This is a genomic window from Saccharopolyspora sp. NPDC000359, from assembly GCF_040300525.1.
Taxonomy (GTDB): Bacteria; Actinomycetota; Actinomycetes; order Mycobacteriales; family Pseudonocardiaceae; genus Saccharopolyspora.
Genome location: NZ_JBEPDU010000002.1, coordinates 87,535 through 104,552 on the forward strand (window position 1 = coordinate 87,535; position 17,018 = coordinate 104,552).

The window sequence follows — 17,018 nt, forward strand, 5'->3', positions numbered from 1 at the left end:
CCGTGGTGGGAGACCAGCTGGCCTCAGTGGTTGTGCCTCACCCGCGATTCTAGCGGATGGCGAACGAGCAGCCGTTCGTCATCCGGCAGGCCGTGATCAGGCGATGGAGGTGCCGCCGTCCACCGGCAGCACGTGGCCCGTGACCCACTCGTCGTCGATGAGGCGGGTGATCCACCTGGCCACCTCGGTCGGCTCGCCGGTGCGGCCCAGCGGGATGGTGGCGGCCCGCTGCGCCAGAAACGACTCCGTGGTCGCGAGATCCATGCCCGCCGCGGCGAACAGCGGTGTGCTGGTCGGCCCCGGCGCGACGGCGTTCACCCGGACCCCGTGCGGTGCGAGTTCGAGGGCCCAGCAGCGGGTGAGCTGGGCGACCGCGGCCTTCGAGGCCGCGTAGTGGGCGTTGGAGACCGACGGCTTCAGCGCCACCGTGCTGGAGAGGTTGACCACCGCGCCGCGGGCCGCGACCAGGTCCGGCAGCAGCGCCTGGGTCACCAGGGTCGTGCCGGTGACGTTGATGTCGAACAGCCGCCGCACCTCGGCCACCTCGACGTCGGCCAGCGAGCCGAGCACGAAGACCCCGGCGGAGTTCACCAGGAAGTCCACCCGGCCCCAGGCTCCGCGCACCTGCTCGGCCGCTGCGGCGACCTGCGCCGGGTCCGTGACGTCGACGACCGCCGCGCGCGTGGTCCCGCGGTCGGACAGCCACTCCAGCCCGTCGCCGCTGACGTCCCAGCCCGCGACCCGGGCGCCGTGCTCCAGCAGCAGCTCGGCGGTCGCCCGCCCCAACCCCGAGGCGGCCCCGGTGACGACTCCGACCAGGTCGGGCCTCATCGCGCACCACCCCCGGGGCGGCGGCGGACCATGAAGCTGCTCGAGAACGTCATCACTGCCTCGCCCCGCTGGTTGACGGTCCGGTAGTCCAGCGTCCAGATCCCCCGCCCCGGTTTGCTCGTCGTCCGGGCCGCGGCGACCCGGGCCTCCGGGTGCACCGTGTCGCCGATGAACACCGGGGCCAGCGCCCGGACCTCGTCGAGGCCCAGCCACGCCTGCACGTTGCCGAAGATCCCCGTCTGCGTGAGCAGCCCGAGCGACAACGACAGCGACAGCGGGCCGTGGGCGATCCGCCCGGCGAAACCCGCTTCCTGGGCGTAGGACTCGTCCAGGTGCAAGGAGACCCAGTCGCCCGTCAGGCCCGCCCACTGGACCAGGTGCGAGTCGGTGATCGTCACCCCGGGGCCGCGCAGCGCGTCACCCACCGCCAGGTCCTCCCAGAACACCTGGCCCTGCCCGCTGACCGCGCTCATGCCGTCACCTCCGCGGGCCGCCGCTTCATCAGGGCGGCGCGGCGCAGGCGGCAGACCAGCTCGCCGCGCTGGTTGAACGCGCGATGCTCGAGCTTCACGACGCCGGTGTCCGGGCGGCTCTTGGACTCCCGCACCTCCAGCACCTCGCTCTCGACGCGGAGCGTGTCGCCGATCAGCACCGGACCCGGGAACTGCACGTCCTCGAAGCCCAGGTTGCCGACGGTGGTGCCGAGCGTCAGGTCGTGGACGTGGATGCCCGCGACCAGGCCGAGAGTGAACACCGAGTTCACGATGCGGGTGCCGAACAGGGAACCCTTGGCGAACTCCTCGTCGAGGTGCAGCGGTTGCGGGTTCATCGTCAGCGTCGTGAACAGCAGGTTGTCGGTCTCGGTGACCGTGCGGGTCACCGCGTGCCGGTGGACCTCACCGACCACGAACTCCTCGAAGTACAGGCCTGGCATGCTCATTCCTCCTCGTGGTGCCCGGCGACGGCCAGGACGGATCGGGCGCGCTGGGCGTGGGCGAGGTCGATGTGCTCCCCTTCGAACATCACGGCTCCCCGCCCGGAGCGGGCTCCGTCCTCGTAGGCCGCGACCAGTCGGCGCAACCGGTCCAGCTCGGCCGCGTCCGGTGTGTAGGTCTCGTTGACCGGGCCCACGTGCGAGGGGTGGATGACGACCTGCCCGCCGAAGCCGAGGTCGCGGTTGGCCCGGGCGAAGCCGCGCAGGCCGTCGAGGTCGCGCAGGTCCTGCCACAGCCCCAGCACGACGTGCGCCAGCCCTGCCGACCGGGCGGCCAGCACGACCTTGCTGCGCAGGTACAGGGTTTCCAGGCCGCCGGGGCTCCAGGTGAACCCGACCTCCCGGGAGATGTCGGCGTCCTTCGCCGCGGCGGCCATCAGGCTGACCACCCGGGGGGCCGCGGCGATCTCGTCCACATTGGTCAGCGACCGCGCCGTCTCCAGCGACGGGATCAGGCCGACCGTGCCGCGCGGCAGCCCACGTTCGACCTCGGCCGCGGTGACCAGCGCGTCGTAGGCCAGGACGTCGTCGCGACCGTGGACCTTGGGCAGCAGCAACGCCGTGAGCCCGGGGCGGACGACGGCGGCGACGTCCTTGCCGAACAGGTCGGTCTCGAGCGGGTTGACGCGGACCACCAGGCCGGTCGGGCCCCCGGCGAGGCGGTCGACCGTGGCGGCGGACGCCGCGCGCGCCTCGTCCTTCGCCTCGACCGGGACGGCGTCTTCGAGGTCCAGGACCAGCGCGTGCGCCCCGGCGCGGATGCCCTTGTCGGCCCAGTCGGGTTTGTGCCCGGGCACGAACAGCAGGGAGCGGTAGGGCTTCATCACGCCTCCTCGTCGGTGAAGCGGAAGACCGCGGTGGCGCCGCCATCGACGACGACCGCCTGACCGTTGATGTTCCTCGCGTCCTCGGACAGCAGGAACGCGCACACCCCGGCGACCTCGTCGGCGCTCGAGATGTGGCGGGTGGGCGTCTTGCGCAGGAACGCCTCGGTGGCAGCCGTGTTGAGCATCGGAGTGCGCATCGGCCCCGGGCAGACCGCGTTCACGGTCACGCCCGTGCCCCAGAAGTCGAGCACCAACGCCCGGGTGAGGTTGACCACCGCGCCCTTGGAGGTGGCGTAGGCGGTGAACTCGTAGCCGTTCATCCCCGCGATCGAGCCGATGTTGACCACCCGGCCCGCACCGGTGGCGGCCAGGTCGCTGGCGAACTCGCGGGTCACGGTGTAGGCACCGGTCACGTTGACGTCGAGCACCTCGCGGAAGGTCGCGGTGTCGGTGGTGTCGAGCTGGCCGCGGAACAGGATGCCCGCGGCGTTGACCAGGTGCTGCGGCAGCACCTCCTGGCTTGCCAAGGTCTCGTGCAGCTCGCGCACCGACTCCTCGTCGGTGATGTCGACGCCGAGGCCGGTGGCGCTCCCACCGGCCTCGACGATGGCACCGGCCGTCCGTTCCGCGGCGTCCTGGTCGACGTCGATGCAGACCACGGGTTGCCCCTGGGATGCCAGCCGCCGGGCGATGGCCGATCCCAGACCGCCCGCGGCTCCGGTGATGAGTGCTGTCGGGGTGCTCATGCGGGCACCACCACGGCCAGTGGTGCACCTGCGGTGACCACGTCCCCCACCGCCACGCCGACCTCGCCGACCGTTCCGTCCACAGCGGACCGGACCGGGTTCTCCATCTTCATCGCCTCCACCACGAACAGGACCTGCCCCGCGGTCACCGCGTCGCCGTCGGCGACCGCGACCGCGATGACCGTGCCCTGCATCGGGCTGCTCACCGCGCCCGAGCCACGCGTCCCCGGCCCTCCGGCGGCTTTCCGCCTGGTCGTGCTCCCCCGCGATCGGCGTGCGGGCGGTTCTGCGGGAGCCGCTGCGCCTGCGCCGGTGAAGAACGGGATGACGTACCGGCGACCACCGACCCAGACCTCGTCCCGCGCGCCTTCGGAACCGCCGTCCTCGGCGGCTTCCCCCGTCTCCGCGCTGGGCGCGGCGGGGAACTCGACGGCGTCCTCCAGCCACCGGGTCGTGAAGGCGACTCCGGTGAAGTCCGGGTGGGCCAGGACGGCCCTGGCGGCGGGGACCGTGGTCGGCACCCCGTCGACGACCAGCTCCTCCAGCGCGGCCGACGTGCGCCGGATCGCCGTGTCGCGGTCCGGGCCCCACACCACGAGCTTCCCGATCATGCTGTCGTAGTGGGGCGCGACCTCGTCGCCGCTCTCGTAACCGGAGTCGAAGCGCACCCCGGGGCGCACCGGGACCTGCAGGGCGTCGATCCGGCCGGGGCGGGGCACGAACAGCCCGCCTGCCGGGTCCTCGGCGTTGATGCGGCACTCGATCGCGTGCCCGCGGGGAGCTGGCCCCGAGGTCGGCACGCTCAGCGGCTCGCCCGCCGCGACCCGCAGCTGCTCGGCGATCAGGTCGACCCCCAGCACGGCCTCGGTGACCGGGTGCTCGACCTGGATCCTGGTGTTCATCTCCAGGAAGTAGAACCGGCCACCCTCCACCAGGTACTCGACCGTCCCGGCCCCGACGTAGCCGACCGCCCTCGCCAGCCGCACCGCGGCTTCACCCATCTCCACCCGCAGGTCGTCGGGCAACCCCGGCGCCGGTGACTCCTCGACCAGCTTCTGGTGGCGGCGCTGCACGGAGCAGTCGCGGTCGCCCAACCACACGGTGTTGCCGTGGGCGTCGGCGAAGACCTGGACCTCGACGTGGCGGGCCGCCGACAGGTAGCGCTCCAGGTAGACCTCGGAGTTGCCGAAGGCAGCTCCCGCCTCGCGTTGCGCCGCCGCCAGCGCGTCGTCGGCCTCGTCCGGACCGGCAACCGTGCGCATCCCCCGGCCCCCGCCGCCGAAGGACGCCTTGACCGCCACCGGGTAACCGTGCTCAGCGCCGAAGGCCCGGATCTCGTCGGCGCTGGTGACGGGGTCGGTGGTCCCGGGGACCTGCGGGACACCGGCCTGCGCGGCGACCCGCCGCGCGGCGACCTTCTCCCCCATCACCTCGATGGCGTCGCCGCTCGGGCCGATGAACACCAGCCCCGCGCCGGTGACCGCGCGGGCGAGGTCGGCGTTCTCGGCGAGGAAGCCGTAACCCGGGTGGACCGCGTCGGCCCCGGTCTGCTGCGCCGCCCGGACGATCCTGGCGATGTCGAGGTAGTTCTCGTTGGCAGCAGTGCCGGGGAGCGCGACCGACTCGTCGGCGAGGCGCACGTGCAGGGCCTTCTCGTCGGCGTCGGAGTGCACGGCGACGCTGGCGATGCCGTGCTCGGCCAGCGTGCGGATGATCCGGACCGCGATCTCCCCGCGATTGGCGACGAGCACCTTCGACAGGGCCCCGGTGGCTCCCCGTCCTACCTGTTCCCGCGGCACCTGGGCCATGGGCACCTCCTCATTGACGAACGTGCGCTCGTTTTTCAAACTAGGCTCCCTCGCGAACCCCGGTCAACAGGTGCAGTGCACAGCACTTGCGCAGGCGAGCGGGTGTTCGCTCCTTCCGCTCCAGTCCTGGAACCGGTGATCAGAGGTCGTCGTGCAGCGGCCGCTTGAAGCGCTCCGGGAGCAGGAGCGTCGCGATGACCGACACCACGACGAGCCCGACGCCGATCCCCGAGAGCGCGAGGACCCCGTTGGTCGTGTTCTGGAAGATCCACGCGGCCACGAACGGCATCGGCGCGCCGAAGATCAGCCCGGCGAAGGTCATCCCCAGCGCCGAACCGGTGTAGCGCATGCTCGTCGGCAGGGCCTCGGAGAAGAAGGCCGCCTGGGTGCCCGCGGTGATCTGGATGCCGCAGAGCGCCAGCGCGACCACGGCGACGCTCGCGGGGAAGTTCATGCTGTCCATGACCGGGAACATGGTCCCGGCCGCGATGCCCTGCATGGTCAAGCCGAGGACGAAGACCTTCTTGCGCCCCACCCGGTCGCTGAGCCGCCCGCCGCAGATCGCGGCGGGCACCGAGATCAGGTTCGCCATGACCAGCAACGAGAAGGTCACCGAGTTGGCGTAGCCCAGTTCCTTGGTCATGTAGTTCACCGCGTAGGTGACGCAGATCCAGAACAACCCCGCCGACGCGGCCCACGACAGGACCAGCTTGACGACCGTCCCCGGACGTCGCCGCAGCACGGCGAGCGCGCGCTCCTGTGGGACCGCCGAAACCTCCGCCCGCTGCTGGCTCTCCCGGAACGCGCTCGACTCCTCGATGCGCCGCCGGATGAACATGCCCACGACCAGCAGCAGCACCCCCATCAGGAACGGCACCCGCCAGCCCCAGGAGGCGAAGGCCTCCTCGGACAACCCGGCAGCGAGCCCCGCGAGCACGACCGAGGCCATCGTCTGCGCGAGCGGTGAACCGATGGCGAGGATTCCGCCCATCATGCCGCGCCGGTCGTCCGGTGCGTGCTCGACCACGAGGATCTGCGCCCCGCTGGCCTCACCGCCGAGGGCGAAGCCCTGCAGGAACCGCAACGTCACCAGCAGGGTCGGCGCCAGGATCCCCAGGGCGGCGTAGGTGGGCAGCAGTCCGATCAGGACCGAGGCCATGCCCATGAGCACGAGCGTGAACATGAGCACGTTGCGCCTGCCGATCCGGTCCCCGAGCACACCGAAGACGATGCCGCCCAGCGGCCGGGCCAGCATCCCCGCGCCGAAGGTGGCGAACGAGGCCAGCACGGCCGTGTTCTCGTCGAAACTCGGGAAGAACAGGCTCGGGAACAGGGTGGCCGACAGCGTGCCGTAGACGGCGAAGTCGAACCACTCCATGGCGGTGCCGAACGTCCCGCTGGCCACGGCTCGTCGCGCGGCCCGCACGTTCGTCGGCGCTGGTGTCTCAGGCTGGGTCGCCTGTCCTGCTGGTCCGGTGGTTTCAGGCATGGGAGGTCTTCCTGCTCGGGCTTGGTTGGCCGACCGCGGCGGGCGCCAGGTTCACGGGGAGGCGACGATCATTCGTTCGCCGCTTGCGGGACGACGTCGCCCCGCAACTGTTCGCTTGGAACTGCGCGAGAAGGCCGGGGGGACCAGCCGTTCCCGGTTCGGCAACGCTGACGATCGGGCTGCCCAGCTGCACCTCCTGCGAACGTGCGCTCGTTCTTCACGCGGGGCACGTCGGCCCCGGCGAGCCATCCTGCGTCAGGTCTCGGCGACGACCGGGTTGCGCAGCAACCCGACCCCGGACACCTCCACCTCGCAGACATCTCCGGGCCGCATCCACAGCGGGGGTTCGCGGCGGGCACCGATCCCGCCGGGGGTACCGGTGGCGATGACGTCGCCCGGTCGCAGCTGCGTCCACGACGAGCAGTAGGAGACGATCTCCGGCAGCGAGTAGGTCAGGTCCGACAGCGGTGCGCGCTGGACCTCGGCACCGTTGAGGCGGGTGGTCAGCTCCAGCTCAGCCGGGTCGGCGACCTCGTCCAGAGTGACCAGCCAGGGCCCCATCGAGCCGGTCGCCGGGAAGTTCTTGCCCGGGGTGAACTGGTGGGTGTGGAACTGGAAGTCCCGGATCGAACCGTCGTTGAGGCAGGTGACCCCGGCGACGTGGTCCAGCGCGTCCTTCGGTGCGATGCGGCGGCCACCGCGCCCGATGACCAGGGCGAGCTCCCCCTCGAAGTCGAAGCGCTCGCTCTCGGCCGGGCGGACCAGCGGGGCGCCGTGCCCGACGAAGGTGTCCGGGAACCTGGTGAAGATCACCGGGTGTTCGGTCCGCTCCCGACCGGTTTCGATGCGGTGCTCCTCGTAGTTCAAACCGACGCACAGGACCTTCCCCGGGTGCGGGACCACGGGCAGGAGCTCCGCGGAGTCGAGCGCGATCCGGTCCGCGGAGTCCGCAGCCGCGGTGACCGCGCGCCGGATCCCGTCGGTGCCAGCCGCGTCGAGCGCGGTGGCCAAGGACGGCCAGGCCGGGTTCACTGCCGCCAGGTCAAGGACCTCCCCCTCGACGAGAGCACCCCACGAACACCGGTCAGAACTTCGGTAGGACAGCAGCTTCATGGTCTCAACGACTCCGGTTCAGTAGGAGCGCGGCAGGCCGAGCCAGCGCTCGCCGACGAAGTTGCGCAGCATCTCGTTGGTCAGCGGCGCGAAGGTGTAGAGGCGGGCATCGCGGAAGTAGCGCTGCATGGGGTACTCGCGGCTGTACCCCGCACCGCCCATGACCCGCATCCCGACGTCGGTGATGCCGGTCGCCGCGTCCGCGGCCGCGATCTTGGCCATCGCGGAGAGGGTGTCCGACTGCCCGTCCCCGGCGCTCGCGGAATCCGCTGCCCTGGTCAGCAACCCGCGGGCGGCTTCGACCTGGACCGCCCCGTCGACCAGTCCGTGCTGCAGCGCCTGGAAGCTCCCGATGCTCCGCCCGAAAGCCTGCCGCTGGGAGGCGTACTCGACCGCGCTGCGCAGGGCTCCGCGCGCGATACCGAGCGCCACCGCGGCAGCGTTGAGCCGCTCGCCGTTGAGAGTTCCGATCACCTGCCGGAACCCGGCCCCGACCTCCCCCAGCACGGTCGAGCCGTCCAGCTGGACGTCGTCGAAGGTGACTTCGCAGGTGTCGAGGCCGTGGATGCCCGCGGTGTCGAGCACGCGCACCGAGATCCCGTCCGCGTCCAGCGGCACCAGGAACATCGTGATGCCGTCGATCGCCGAACGCCCGACCTCGGACGTGCGGGCCAGCACGATCGCGTGCCCGGACGTCGCCGCACCCGAGATCCACGTCTTCCGGCCGGAGAGGACCCACCCCGCGCCACCCGGCGCGGCCCTCGTCCGCATGGCGCGGGCGATGTCGGTTCCGCCGTCCTCCTCCGAGAGCGCGAACGCGAGCCGCCCCCGCCCCTCCGCGAGCGGCACGAGCAGCCGCTCGCGCTGCTCGTCGTCCCCGTGGTGGGCGAGCAGGCGCAGGGCCATGTACTGCACGACCAGGCAGACAGCCATCGAGGTGTGCCCGGCCCCGAGCTCCTCGAGCACGACGACCTCGTGCCGCGGGTCGGCGTCCTCGCCGGTCGCCGGATCAGCGCCCAGGCCGATGAGCCCAGCGGCACCGAGGTGCCGGTAGAACTCCTCGTCGAACGCCTCCGCCTCGTCGAGCCGGGACACGCGGTCCGCCGGGGCGTGGTCGGCGAGGATCGACCGGACCAGCTCCCGAACCTCGGCCTGGTCCGGCGAGTCCGTCGCGACCACGTCGACCTGCCACCCCGCGGGCCGGTCCTGCCCGCCTGCCGTTGCGCTCCGCATGGTCGAGCCCTCCTGCCGTCCGCCACCCGTGCGGCGCCCGGCGTCGATGGTGTTCCCGAGTGCCTGGTCAGGCGCGCCGGTAGCCTTCGAGGGCGTGGTCATCGACGTCGTCGAGGTTGACCACGATGTTGTCCGGCGTCCGGCAGGTCAGCCAGACCAGCTCCTCGGTGGTGCTCATGTTGCCCTCGACGTGCGGCATGAACGGCGGCACGAACACGAAGTCGCCCTCCGCCAGGTCCACGTGCTCGGAGTAGTTCGGGCCGAACCAGATCCGCCCCTTGCCCTTGAGGACGTACCCACCGGTCTCGGCCTCGCCGTGGTGGTGCGGCAGCGACCGGTAGCCGGGCTCGTTGCTGACCTTGCCGTACCAGATCCTGGTGGCGGGCGTGTGCTGCGGGCCGACGCCCGAGATCCGAACCGCGCCACCCGACTGGCCGGTACCGGTGTCCTCGTGGCCCCGCCGGGTCACAACCGGAACGTCGTCCTTGGCCATCTCAACGCCTCCTCATCGACTCGGACGCCCGCAGCGTAACGAACGTGCGATCGCTCGTCTAGCATCATTTTCCACCCCAGCCCCAGTTCAGAACCCATACAGACGAGCGCACGTTCGTCATTTGTCGTCTTCGGAGCGGAGAGCCGGACCGGCCTGGCCACAGCGGATCGCGACGGCGTCCTCCAGGGGCGAGACGCGCCGCGAGGGGACGGGACGTGGCCCGTGTCCACGCGCCCACCTGCCGCGATGCCGAGGTCTCGCGGCAGCCCACCCGAGCAACAGCACCAGGCCGCCGCGAGCGTCCATCCGCGAGTCAGGCTCGCCTCTTGGGGCGACCTCGGTTCCGCAGTGCAACATGGAGCAATGGGGACGAACAGCCCATACCACCTGTCCGCGCCCGGCTTCCTCGCCTGTGTCAGGCTACGGGCATGGCTCTGCCTCATGATGATGTCGATCCCGGAGGTCTGCTCGAGTACTCGGTGGTGTTCACCGACTACTCGCTGAACCACATGTCCCAGCGCTTCGTGGGCGTCATGCAGGGCATCGTCGATGTCCTGCGCACCACCTACCGAGCGCACAGCGTCGCGCTGGTGCCCGGCGGCGGCACCTACGGCATGGAGGCCGTCGCCCGCCAACTCGCGACGGGCCGCCGCTGCCTCGTGGTGCGGAACGGGCTCTTCTCCTACCGCTGGACGCAGATCCTCGAGATGGGCTCGATCGCGCGGGAGCACGCGGTGTGCCGGGCCCGACCGGTCGACTCCTCGCACCAGGCCCCGTGGCAGCCAGCGCCGATCGACGAGGTCGTCGCCACCATCCGCGAGCAGCAGCCCGAGGTGGTCTTCGCGCCGCACGTCGAGACGGCCGCGGGCATGCTGCTGCCGGACGACTACGTCCGCCGCCTCGCCGAGGCCACCCACGAGGCCGGTGGCCTGCTGGTCCTGGACTGCATCGCCTCCGGGGCGCTCTGGGTCGACATGGCCGACCTCGGCGTCGACGTCCTGCTGAGCGCGCCGCAGAAGGGCTGGAGCGGCTCGCCCTGCGCCAGCTACGTCATGCTCAGCGAGGCCGGTCGGGCCGCGGTCGAGGCGAGCACGTCGACCAGCTTCTCCGTGGACCTGAAGAAGTGGCTGTCGATCACCGACGCCTACCTCCAGGGCCAGACCCCGTACCACACGACCATGCCGACCGACACCCTCGCGCACAACCTGGAACTCATGCGCGCGACCCGCGACCGCGGACTCGAGGACCTCCGCACCGCGCAGGTCGAACTCGGCACCCGGGTGCGCACGATGCTCGCCGAGCACGGGCTCCCCTCGGTCGCCGCCGACGAGTTCGCAGCCCCCAGCGTGGTCGTCGTCCACACCGACGACCCGGAGCTGCGCAGCGGTGCCCGCTTCAAGGAGGCCGGTATCCAGATCGCGGCCGGTGTGCCCCTGCACTGCGACGAGCCGGCTGACTTCGCCACCTTCCGCATCGGCCTGTTCGGGCTCGACAAGCTCGGCGACGTCGAGGGAACCCTGGCCCGGCTCCGGACGGGTCTGGACAAAGCGCAGCGCTGACCGCCTCCCGTCGGCTCTCCCCCCGCTTCCACCGGGGAGGGCCGGCGCGGTGGTGCTCCCGGCCGGTAGCGAATCAGGACGTTGGCCCTGCTCGGCGTCGGCCGGTGAGACCGGGTCGCGGCCGTCGACGGGAAATCGAAGCCGACGACCGAGGTTCCCCACGTCCTCCGGGGCTACGACTCCGGCTGCGAGGCCAGCGCTCCGGAGATCCTTCCGCCCAACGCCGCGATCGTGTCCGGGTCGCCCGGTACCTCCGGTCTCCAGGGCAGCACCAGGCGGTCCTTGGCCTTGTCGGCATACCGGGGAATCACGTGCAGGTGGAAGTGGAACACCGACTGCCACGCGGCGGCGCCGCAGCAGTTGAGCAGGTTCACCCCGTCAGCACCGAGCACGTCAGCCGCCGCCTTGGCGACGCGCTGCGCGGCCAAGGTGACGGCGGCCAGGTCATCGGCCGGGATCTCGAACAGGTCCTTGCTGTGCCGCTTGGGAACCACCAGCAGGTGACCGTCCGAAGCCGGGTTGATGTCCATGAACGCGCACGTCGCCGCGTCCTCAGCCACCTTCACGCTCGGAACGTCCCCAGCCACGATCCCGCAGAACACGCACTGATCACTCACACCACCGAGCTTAACCACCCGACCAACGCACCCACCGCCACCCGACCGCTCCCGAGTTCGCAAGAGGTTGCAGCCAGCGGCTGTTCACTCGTTTGCCGCTGTGCTTCCCGGTGGCGGGTGGCAACGGCCCGCCCGACACCGGCGTTCTTGCTCGTGGTGGGGCTGTTGCGGCGGGAGGCGGGGCGCGGTGGACGTGATGGTGTACGTCGTTCTGGTCCACGTGGTCTTGCTCGTGGGAGTGCTGGTCTGGGGTTGGGTGGAGCGCAAGCTGATCAGGCGCCGTAGGCGCCGGTACCTCCAGCAGCGGCGTACCAGTTCCGATTCGAGCACCGGCGGCGCCGACCACAGCGCTGGTTGGGAAGACGGCACTTCCGGCGACGGCGGAGGCGGCGGGGACTCCGGCGGTGACGGTGGCGGCGGCTGGTGAGCAAACACCAGAACACCCCCGGAGATCTCAGTCCGTGCCGACCTTCTGCTCGAAGCGCATCCTGCGCTGCGACCGCCGAGGTTCGGACCGCCATCCGGGAGCTGCGCTGGTCAGGGCTGGTGCACCACCACCTGTTCGCTCTCCGACGGTGCGGCGCCGTGGCCACCGAGGTAGTGCGCTTGCAGGACGCCGTGGTTGGCCTCGAGCGGTCGGCTGAAGCCAACTTGGAACAGCCCGCCGACGACGGCGCCTGCTGCGGTGACCTGGTCGCCGCCGGGAATGATCGCGCCCGTGCTGTCGGTCTCCCGCACGACGACGAGGACCCTGCCGTCAGCGCCGCTGCTGCCGTCGACGAATGCGACAGCACCGACCGCGTGCTCAACAGTTCCCGACTCGATCAGGGTGCGTGTTGCCCGACCTGAATCGACGCGGATGCCGACACCGCCGGTCAGGGTGGGCGAGCCGCAGACGGCCGACTGCGGTGGTTCTGCCCAGCCCTCGACGCTGACCTGGTTGGCACGTCCGAACAGGTCCTTGGCGACGGCTACGTCGTCGACGCCGGGAAAACCCATCAGCGCCTCGTCGAAGACCTGCACCGGCAGGCTCTCGCCACCGGGCACGCGCAGCCACCGGTGATCGAGGTAGACGCGGTGGTGTTCGTGGGTCTGGCGCACGACCGCGCCGACCACCGTGGCCTCGTCGTACGGATTGGTCAGCTGAACCTCGGCGACCGCGCGGGACGAGGGCGATGCGAAGATCGACCACAGGCACGTGTAGTTCGACCGGGCCTCGTTGTTGTGCGGGTTCACCTCCACCACTTCCGGCTCGAGCGGGTCGTGGTACGGCCTGATCCGGACCACGACGCAGTAGTGGCCGAAGGCCTTCACCGGCAGCGTCAGCTCCGAACTGAATTCGGTCGTGCCGAAGGCCGGGATGTCGTCCCTGGTCGTACCTACGTGCACTTCCGCCGCGGGCCCGGTCGCCATGTCCACGAGGAAGAAGTCGACCAACACCCCCTTGCACGCGCGGTCGCCGTTGTTGCGGACCTTCGCCACGATCGTGTTCGCCATGCCAGCCCACAGCGTGTTGTGGAAGTGCGCGGGGTCGGCCGCCGACCGGGAGTTACGGATCTCGATGTCGGGGCTCTGCCAGGCGGGTCCACCAGCCCACGGGTGGATTCCGGGATCGGGGTTCGTCTCCGACCGGTACGCCACGTTGACGATGGCGTGATCCGCCTCGGTCGCCTTCACCGTGACCCGGATCATCTTCCCGATCGTAAGGTCGTCCTCCCAGTAGTCCATGTCCTTGGCCAGGATTGGGCCGTCGCCGTCCAGGTCCTTGGGGCCGAAGAGGATCACCGGACGCGGGGCGGGAGTCAGGAACCTCTCCGGGACGACGTCGGTGATGAGAACGCGACGGTCCTCCGGCACAGCGTCACCGATCTGCGAGGCCTGGCGAGCGCGGTACTCGACGTAGTAGTTCCAACCACGAGCCTTGCGGATTTCGATGCCGCGCACGCGACCAGGCGGCGGGCTACCCAGTGATGCAGCATGCAGCACGACGTCCTCGTTGGTGGCAGGTTGACTCTTGTCGATCTTGTACAGCTTGAAGTCCTTGTGTTCGGTGCCAGGGTCGACCCAACCCAGCCGCAGGCGGTTCGACATGGAGAAGTGCGGCAGGCTGTCGCGACTACCGGCCATCATGTCCCACCCGCCGGTGATGATCCGCTTCTTGGCGTCCTCCACGTACTTGTTCCCCGGGATGTCGTACAGGTCAGAAAGCCCCAGCGTATGACCGAGCTCATGCGCCAGTGAGGTGTGGAACTGCCGCCCGTCGCGGGCCTGCCAGTCCGGCGGCATGAACACGTAGGCGAATGATTCGACCTCCCCAGGTTTGGTACCGGCCAAGAATTGTTCGGGTTTGATGCTCCCGTTGGGCCACACGAACCGAGGAGTGCCAGCCCCCGGAGCACCACCCGGGGAGGAGGGAACCATCAGCAACACGTTGATCTCAGCGTAGTCGGTCCTGGTCACCAGGCCCGCGTTGATCGACTGCGTGATGATCGTCTGCGCGGTCGGTGTTGGCTGCCCCGGCATCGGCCACCACCGGGAGCTCCCCGCGCTCCCCGTCGGCCTTTCTTCGAAGTAGTCCGTCCAGCCCCCCGGCAGGGTCACCGGTCCAAACACCTGGTCCTTGTGGACGTCGATGGTGAGGCCACGTCCCACGGCGGAGTCCCAAGCCGAAAGTTCTTCGTAGTAGCCGCGCACCGACCGCTGGCGGCCGTCGAAGTTGACACCGTTGACGACTTCGTCGAGGAGCTTCTGCCGTACCGCGTCGAGCTGGGTGGGATCGGTCGGGAATGCCCCGTCCGCGGTGTTGACGAGGAGGATGAGCACGTGCCAGTCACCGCGGTGCTCGTTCGTTCCCAAGTTCTCCGGACCGGCAGGATCATCCTGCCCCGCACCGCCCGGCGGCGGCGCGGTGGGGCCCTGCAGCATCTGGGACGGCCCGTGGTCCCGGTCGGACCAGTGATCGGTCACCTCGAAGGTGGCGCGGTCGAGCTCCAGCCCCGAGCTCGTCCCCATCGACACCTCGTACGAGCCGGGCACTCCGCCGACGACCAGGACGGGCACCCGGTGTCCGCCAGGGGTCATCGAGGTGTGGTGGACCAGCGCCGCGTCGGCGGTTCCCCCGTGCACCTCGAAGGACAGATCGTCACTCGAGTACGAGGTTCCCGACAGGTCGTACTGCAGCGGTACCCAGGACCCGACGAACAACGGTTCGGCTGGCGGTACCAGCCGCGGTCGAACCGTGAGGTCGCCGATGTCGTCGGCCATCGCGAGTTCCTCCGTGGTGACGAGCAGGAAACGCCCGTCGTCGAGACGGCGCACCTCGACGATGTGCCCACTGAGGTCCTGATCGGTGGCGAGGGCTGTCGTGCTGCCGCTGGCCATGTCCACAACGGTCACGCGGTCGGCTGCCGGGTGCGCGACCAGTAGGCGTTCGTCGGCGGTGGTGCTCACGTGCCCGGTCGGCAGCAGACCGTCCGCCACGCCGTGCGCGCTGTCGGTCATGACCTCGTGCAGGCGCCCTTCACCGACGGTCGTCCCCGCAGCCCACACCCCCTCGTCCCCGAAAGTCCCGTCGGCCGTGACGCCGGTCGGGTTCGCGACGCCGACCAGGCTGCGCACCTGTGCGTCACTCAACCCGACAGCGAGGATGCTCGAATGGTCCAGCGAAACGACGAGTGCTTCGCCGAGGCCCCCGGGTTGTGAGGTGACCGCCAACTGCCCCAGCACCTGCGACACCTGAGCAACCTCCGTGCTGCCCGCAGCCGGATCACCGGCAGGCACCGAGACGATCGTCCCGTCGCGGAAGGAGACGAGCACCTCGTCGGCGTCCCCGCTCAACGCGACGCCACTTGGCTCGGAACCGAACGTCAAGTGCTGGTCAAGCTGACCGGCGGTCAGGTTCCACGAGGACAGGCAAGGCTGCCCGCCCCCTGCGACAACCCAGACAACGCCACGAGCAACGTCCTCAACGGTGGCGCCAGCACCGTCCAACAGAGTGAGATGTGTGATCATGGTACGCCCCCGAGATGATCACGCTGGACCCAGTGGTCTCAGCGGGAGGCGCTCATCGAGGCACCACATCCGTCCGCAAGCATGGCACCGCCCGCCACGGGTTCGGGTGGAATGGCGGTGGTTGAGCGAAGTCCTGAGCCCCGAGACAGCACTTCTCGGTCCACGACGGGATCTGAGCCAGCCAGTCGATCCGTGCAAAGCCCAGGCTGCACCGCTGGCTTACACCCGCGTAGAGTCCTTCGACCCGACGTGGCGCTGACGACGGATCGCACGTCAGCGCCTGCGGCCCGGGTGTCAGCCCACCACCGCGGAGCTGGTTGCGCTGGAAGCGCGGAACGCTGCGCGGTAGGAATTCGGATTGGTGCCGACCACGCGCCTGAACCGTTCGCGGAACGCGGTGGTCGAGGTGAATCCCACTTGCCTGGCGATCCGGTCGACACTGTGATCGGTGGATTCGAAGAGGTGCTGCGCCTTGCGGATCCGGGCGCGGTGCAGCCACTGCAGCGGCGTGGTGCCGCTCTGCTCGCGGAAGTGGCGGTTGAGGCTGCGGGTGCTCATCCCGGCCTTGGCGGCGATGTCGGCCAGTGTCAGGTCTTTCGCGCAGTTGTCCTCCATCCAGCGGAGCACGGGTTCCAGGACCGAGCCGCGCGGCGTCGGCGGCTGATCGTGCACGATGAACTGCGCCTGCCCTCCCTCGCGTTCCAACGGCATGACGGCGAGGCGTGCGGCGTCCGCCGCGACCGCCGAGCCGTGGTCGCGGCGGACCAGGTACAAGCACAGGTCCAGTCCGGCGGCGGCACCTGCTGAGGTGAGGAACTGGCCGTTGTCCACGTACAAGACGTCGGCGTCCACTTCGATCGCGGGGTGGCGCGCGGCCAGGTGCGGCGCGGCCGCCCAGTGCGTGGTCGCCCTGAGCCCGTCGAGGAGCCCGGTTGCGGCGAGGATGAACGTGCCGGAGCAGATCGAGGCGATCCGCGTCCCCGCGGCCGCGGCGCTGCGCAGGGCGCTGAGGACGTCCTCGGGAATGTCCGAGAGCTCGGCACAGCCGGGCAGGATGATCGTGTCCGCCTCGGCGAGGGCGTCGAGTCCCCTCGGGGCGCGCAGGGTGAACAGCCCGGCGTCAACGTTCGGGTTGGCGGCGCAGACCCAGACCCGGTACGCGGGTCGACCGTCGGGCAACCGGGCGCGCGTGAACACCTCGATCGGGGTGGACAGGTCGAACGGGACGACCTTGTCCAGGGCGAGGACAGCCACCGTGTGCATGGCACCACCCTACATCCAGCCAACGCTCTGACCA

Annotated in this window: 15 protein-coding genes; 2 read left to right on the plus strand and 13 right to left on the minus strand. The window is 70.3% G+C overall.

What is annotated here, in order from left to right; translation table 11 throughout:
- Positions 1–96 precede the first annotated feature (96 nt).
- The 10 genes from ABT324_RS02445 to ABT324_RS02490 form a co-directional block, all read right to left on the minus strand.
- Positions 97–831 (minus strand): SDR family NAD(P)-dependent oxidoreductase, encoded by a 735-nt coding sequence (locus tag ABT324_RS02445; protein ID WP_351170333.1) that lies wholly within the window; start codon positions 829–831, stop codon positions 97–99.
- Positions 828–1,304: a MaoC family dehydratase gene (locus tag ABT324_RS02450; protein WP_351170336.1), complete on the minus strand. Its 477-nt coding sequence runs from the start codon at positions 1,302–1,304 to the stop codon at positions 828–830. Before ABT324_RS02450 ends, ABT324_RS02445 begins: the two co-directional genes overlap by 4 nt.
- Positions 1,301–1,771 (minus strand): MaoC family dehydratase, encoded by a 471-nt coding sequence (locus ABT324_RS02455; RefSeq protein WP_351170339.1) that lies wholly within the window; start codon positions 1,769–1,771, stop codon positions 1,301–1,303. Before ABT324_RS02455 ends, ABT324_RS02450 begins: the two co-directional genes overlap by 4 nt.
- Entirely contained in the window at positions 1,768–2,649 is an 882-nt protein-coding gene (locus ABT324_RS02460; RefSeq protein ID WP_351170342.1) for an HpcH/HpaI aldolase/citrate lyase family protein, read from the minus strand. Before ABT324_RS02460 ends, ABT324_RS02455 begins: the two co-directional genes overlap by 4 nt.
- Entirely contained in the window at positions 2,649–3,398 is a 750-nt protein-coding gene (locus tag ABT324_RS02465) for an SDR family NAD(P)-dependent oxidoreductase (protein ID WP_351170345.1), read from the minus strand. Before ABT324_RS02465 ends, ABT324_RS02460 begins: the two co-directional genes overlap by 1 nt.
- A complete protein-coding gene (locus tag ABT324_RS02470; protein WP_351170348.1) occupies positions 3,395–5,206 on the minus strand; it encodes an acetyl/propionyl/methylcrotonyl-CoA carboxylase subunit alpha in 1,812 nt (603 codons plus the stop codon). Before ABT324_RS02470 ends, ABT324_RS02465 begins: the two co-directional genes overlap by 4 nt.
- Positions 5,207–5,345: 139 nt before the next feature.
- The gene (locus tag ABT324_RS02475; protein WP_351170351.1) at positions 5,346–6,695 is read right to left on the minus strand and encodes an MFS transporter; all 1,350 of its coding nucleotides are present in this window, start codon (positions 6,693–6,695) and stop codon (positions 5,346–5,348) included.
- A 255-nt stretch (positions 6,696–6,950) separates the two neighbouring features.
- Positions 6,951–7,808 carry a fumarylacetoacetate hydrolase family protein gene (locus ABT324_RS02480; protein WP_351170354.1) on the minus strand — a complete coding sequence of 286 codons (858 nt, stop codon included), beginning with the start codon at positions 7,806–7,808 and terminating at the stop codon, positions 6,951–6,953.
- Positions 7,809–7,826: 18 nt separating this feature from the next.
- A complete protein-coding gene (locus ABT324_RS02485) occupies positions 7,827–9,041 on the minus strand; it encodes an acyl-CoA dehydrogenase family protein (RefSeq protein WP_351170357.1) in 1,215 nt (404 codons plus the stop codon).
- A gap of 67 nt (positions 9,042–9,108) precedes the next feature.
- Positions 9,109–9,534, minus strand: a complete 426-nt coding sequence (locus tag ABT324_RS02490; RefSeq protein WP_351170360.1) for a cupin domain-containing protein — start codon at positions 9,532–9,534, stop codon at positions 9,109–9,111.
- 428 nt (positions 9,535–9,962) lie between these two features.
- On the opposite strand from ABT324_RS02490, the gene ABT324_RS02495 reads away from it, so the two are divergent.
- Positions 9,963–11,093 carry a pyridoxal-phosphate-dependent aminotransferase family protein gene (locus ABT324_RS02495; RefSeq protein WP_351170363.1) on the plus strand — a complete coding sequence of 377 codons (1,131 nt, stop codon included), beginning with the start codon at positions 9,963–9,965 and terminating at the stop codon, positions 11,091–11,093.
- Positions 11,094–11,266: 173 nt separating this feature from the next.
- Here the strand turns inward: ABT324_RS02495 and ABT324_RS02500 are convergent, their stop codons facing one another.
- Positions 11,267–11,710: an HIT family protein gene (locus tag ABT324_RS02500; protein WP_351170365.1), complete on the minus strand. Its 444-nt coding sequence runs from the start codon at positions 11,708–11,710 to the stop codon at positions 11,267–11,269.
- 196 nt (positions 11,711–11,906) lie between these two features.
- On the opposite strand from ABT324_RS02500, the gene ABT324_RS02505 reads away from it, so the two are divergent.
- On the plus strand, positions 11,907–12,137 hold the full coding sequence (locus ABT324_RS02505; RefSeq protein ID WP_351170368.1) for a hypothetical protein: 231 nt from the start codon (positions 11,907–11,909) through the stop codon (positions 12,135–12,137).
- 110 nt (positions 12,138–12,247) lie between these two features.
- Here ABT324_RS02505 and ABT324_RS02510 read toward each other — a convergent pair whose 3' ends face one another.
- Together ABT324_RS02510 and ABT324_RS02515 are read right to left on the minus strand one after the other, a co-directional pair.
- On the minus strand, positions 12,248–15,547 hold the full coding sequence (locus tag ABT324_RS02510) for a metallopeptidase domain-containing protein (RefSeq protein ID WP_351170371.1): 3,300 nt from the start codon (positions 15,545–15,547) through the stop codon (positions 12,248–12,250).
- Between the two features lie 468 nt (positions 15,548–16,015).
- The gene (locus tag ABT324_RS02515; RefSeq protein WP_351170374.1) at positions 16,016–16,984 is read right to left on the minus strand and encodes a GlxA family transcriptional regulator; all 969 of its coding nucleotides are present in this window, start codon (positions 16,982–16,984) and stop codon (positions 16,016–16,018) included.
- Between the last annotated feature and the right edge of the window lie 34 nt (positions 16,985–17,018).

What these genes read in the sequence shown, in the direction of transcription:
- ABT324_RS02445 (WP_351170333.1), bottom strand. Translation starts at nt 831, where the DNA reads ATGAGGCCCGACCTGGTCGGAGTCGTCACCGGGGCCGCCTCGGGGTTG.
- ABT324_RS02450 (WP_351170336.1), bottom strand. Translation starts at nt 1,304, where the DNA reads ATGAGCGCGGTCAGCGGGCAGGGCCAGGTGTTCTGGGAGGACCTGGCG.
- ABT324_RS02455 (WP_351170339.1), bottom strand. Translation starts at nt 1,771, where the DNA reads ATGAGCATGCCAGGCCTGTACTTCGAGGAGTTCGTGGTCGGTGAGGTC.
- ABT324_RS02460 (WP_351170342.1), bottom strand. Translation starts at nt 2,649, where the DNA reads ATGAAGCCCTACCGCTCCCTGCTGTTCGTGCCCGGGCACAAACCCGAC.
- ABT324_RS02465 (WP_351170345.1), bottom strand. Translation starts at nt 3,398, where the DNA reads ATGAGCACCCCGACAGCACTCATCACCGGAGCCGCGGGCGGTCTGGGA.
- ABT324_RS02470 (WP_351170348.1), bottom strand. Translation starts at nt 5,206, where the DNA reads ATGGCCCAGGTGCCGCGGGAACAGGTAGGACGGGGAGCCACCGGGGCC.
- ABT324_RS02475 (WP_351170351.1), bottom strand. Translation starts at nt 6,695, where the DNA reads ATGCCTGAAACCACCGGACCAGCAGGACAGGCGACCCAGCCTGAGACA.
- ABT324_RS02480 (WP_351170354.1), bottom strand. Translation starts at nt 7,808, where the DNA reads ATGAAGCTGCTGTCCTACCGAAGTTCTGACCGGTGTTCGTGGGGTGCT.
- ABT324_RS02485 (WP_351170357.1), bottom strand. Translation starts at nt 9,041, where the DNA reads ATGCGGAGCGCAACGGCAGGCGGGCAGGACCGGCCCGCGGGGTGGCAG.
- ABT324_RS02490 (WP_351170360.1), bottom strand. Translation starts at nt 9,534, where the DNA reads ATGGCCAAGGACGACGTTCCGGTTGTGACCCGGCGGGGCCACGAGGAC.
- ABT324_RS02495 (WP_351170363.1), top strand. Translation starts at nt 9,963, where the DNA reads ATGGCTCTGCCTCATGATGATGTCGATCCCGGAGGTCTGCTCGAGTAC.
- ABT324_RS02505 (WP_351170368.1), top strand. Translation starts at nt 11,907, where the DNA reads ATGGTGTACGTCGTTCTGGTCCACGTGGTCTTGCTCGTGGGAGTGCTG.
- ABT324_RS02515 (WP_351170374.1), bottom strand. Translation starts at nt 16,984, where the DNA reads ATGCACACGGTGGCTGTCCTCGCCCTGGACAAGGTCGTCCCGTTCGAC.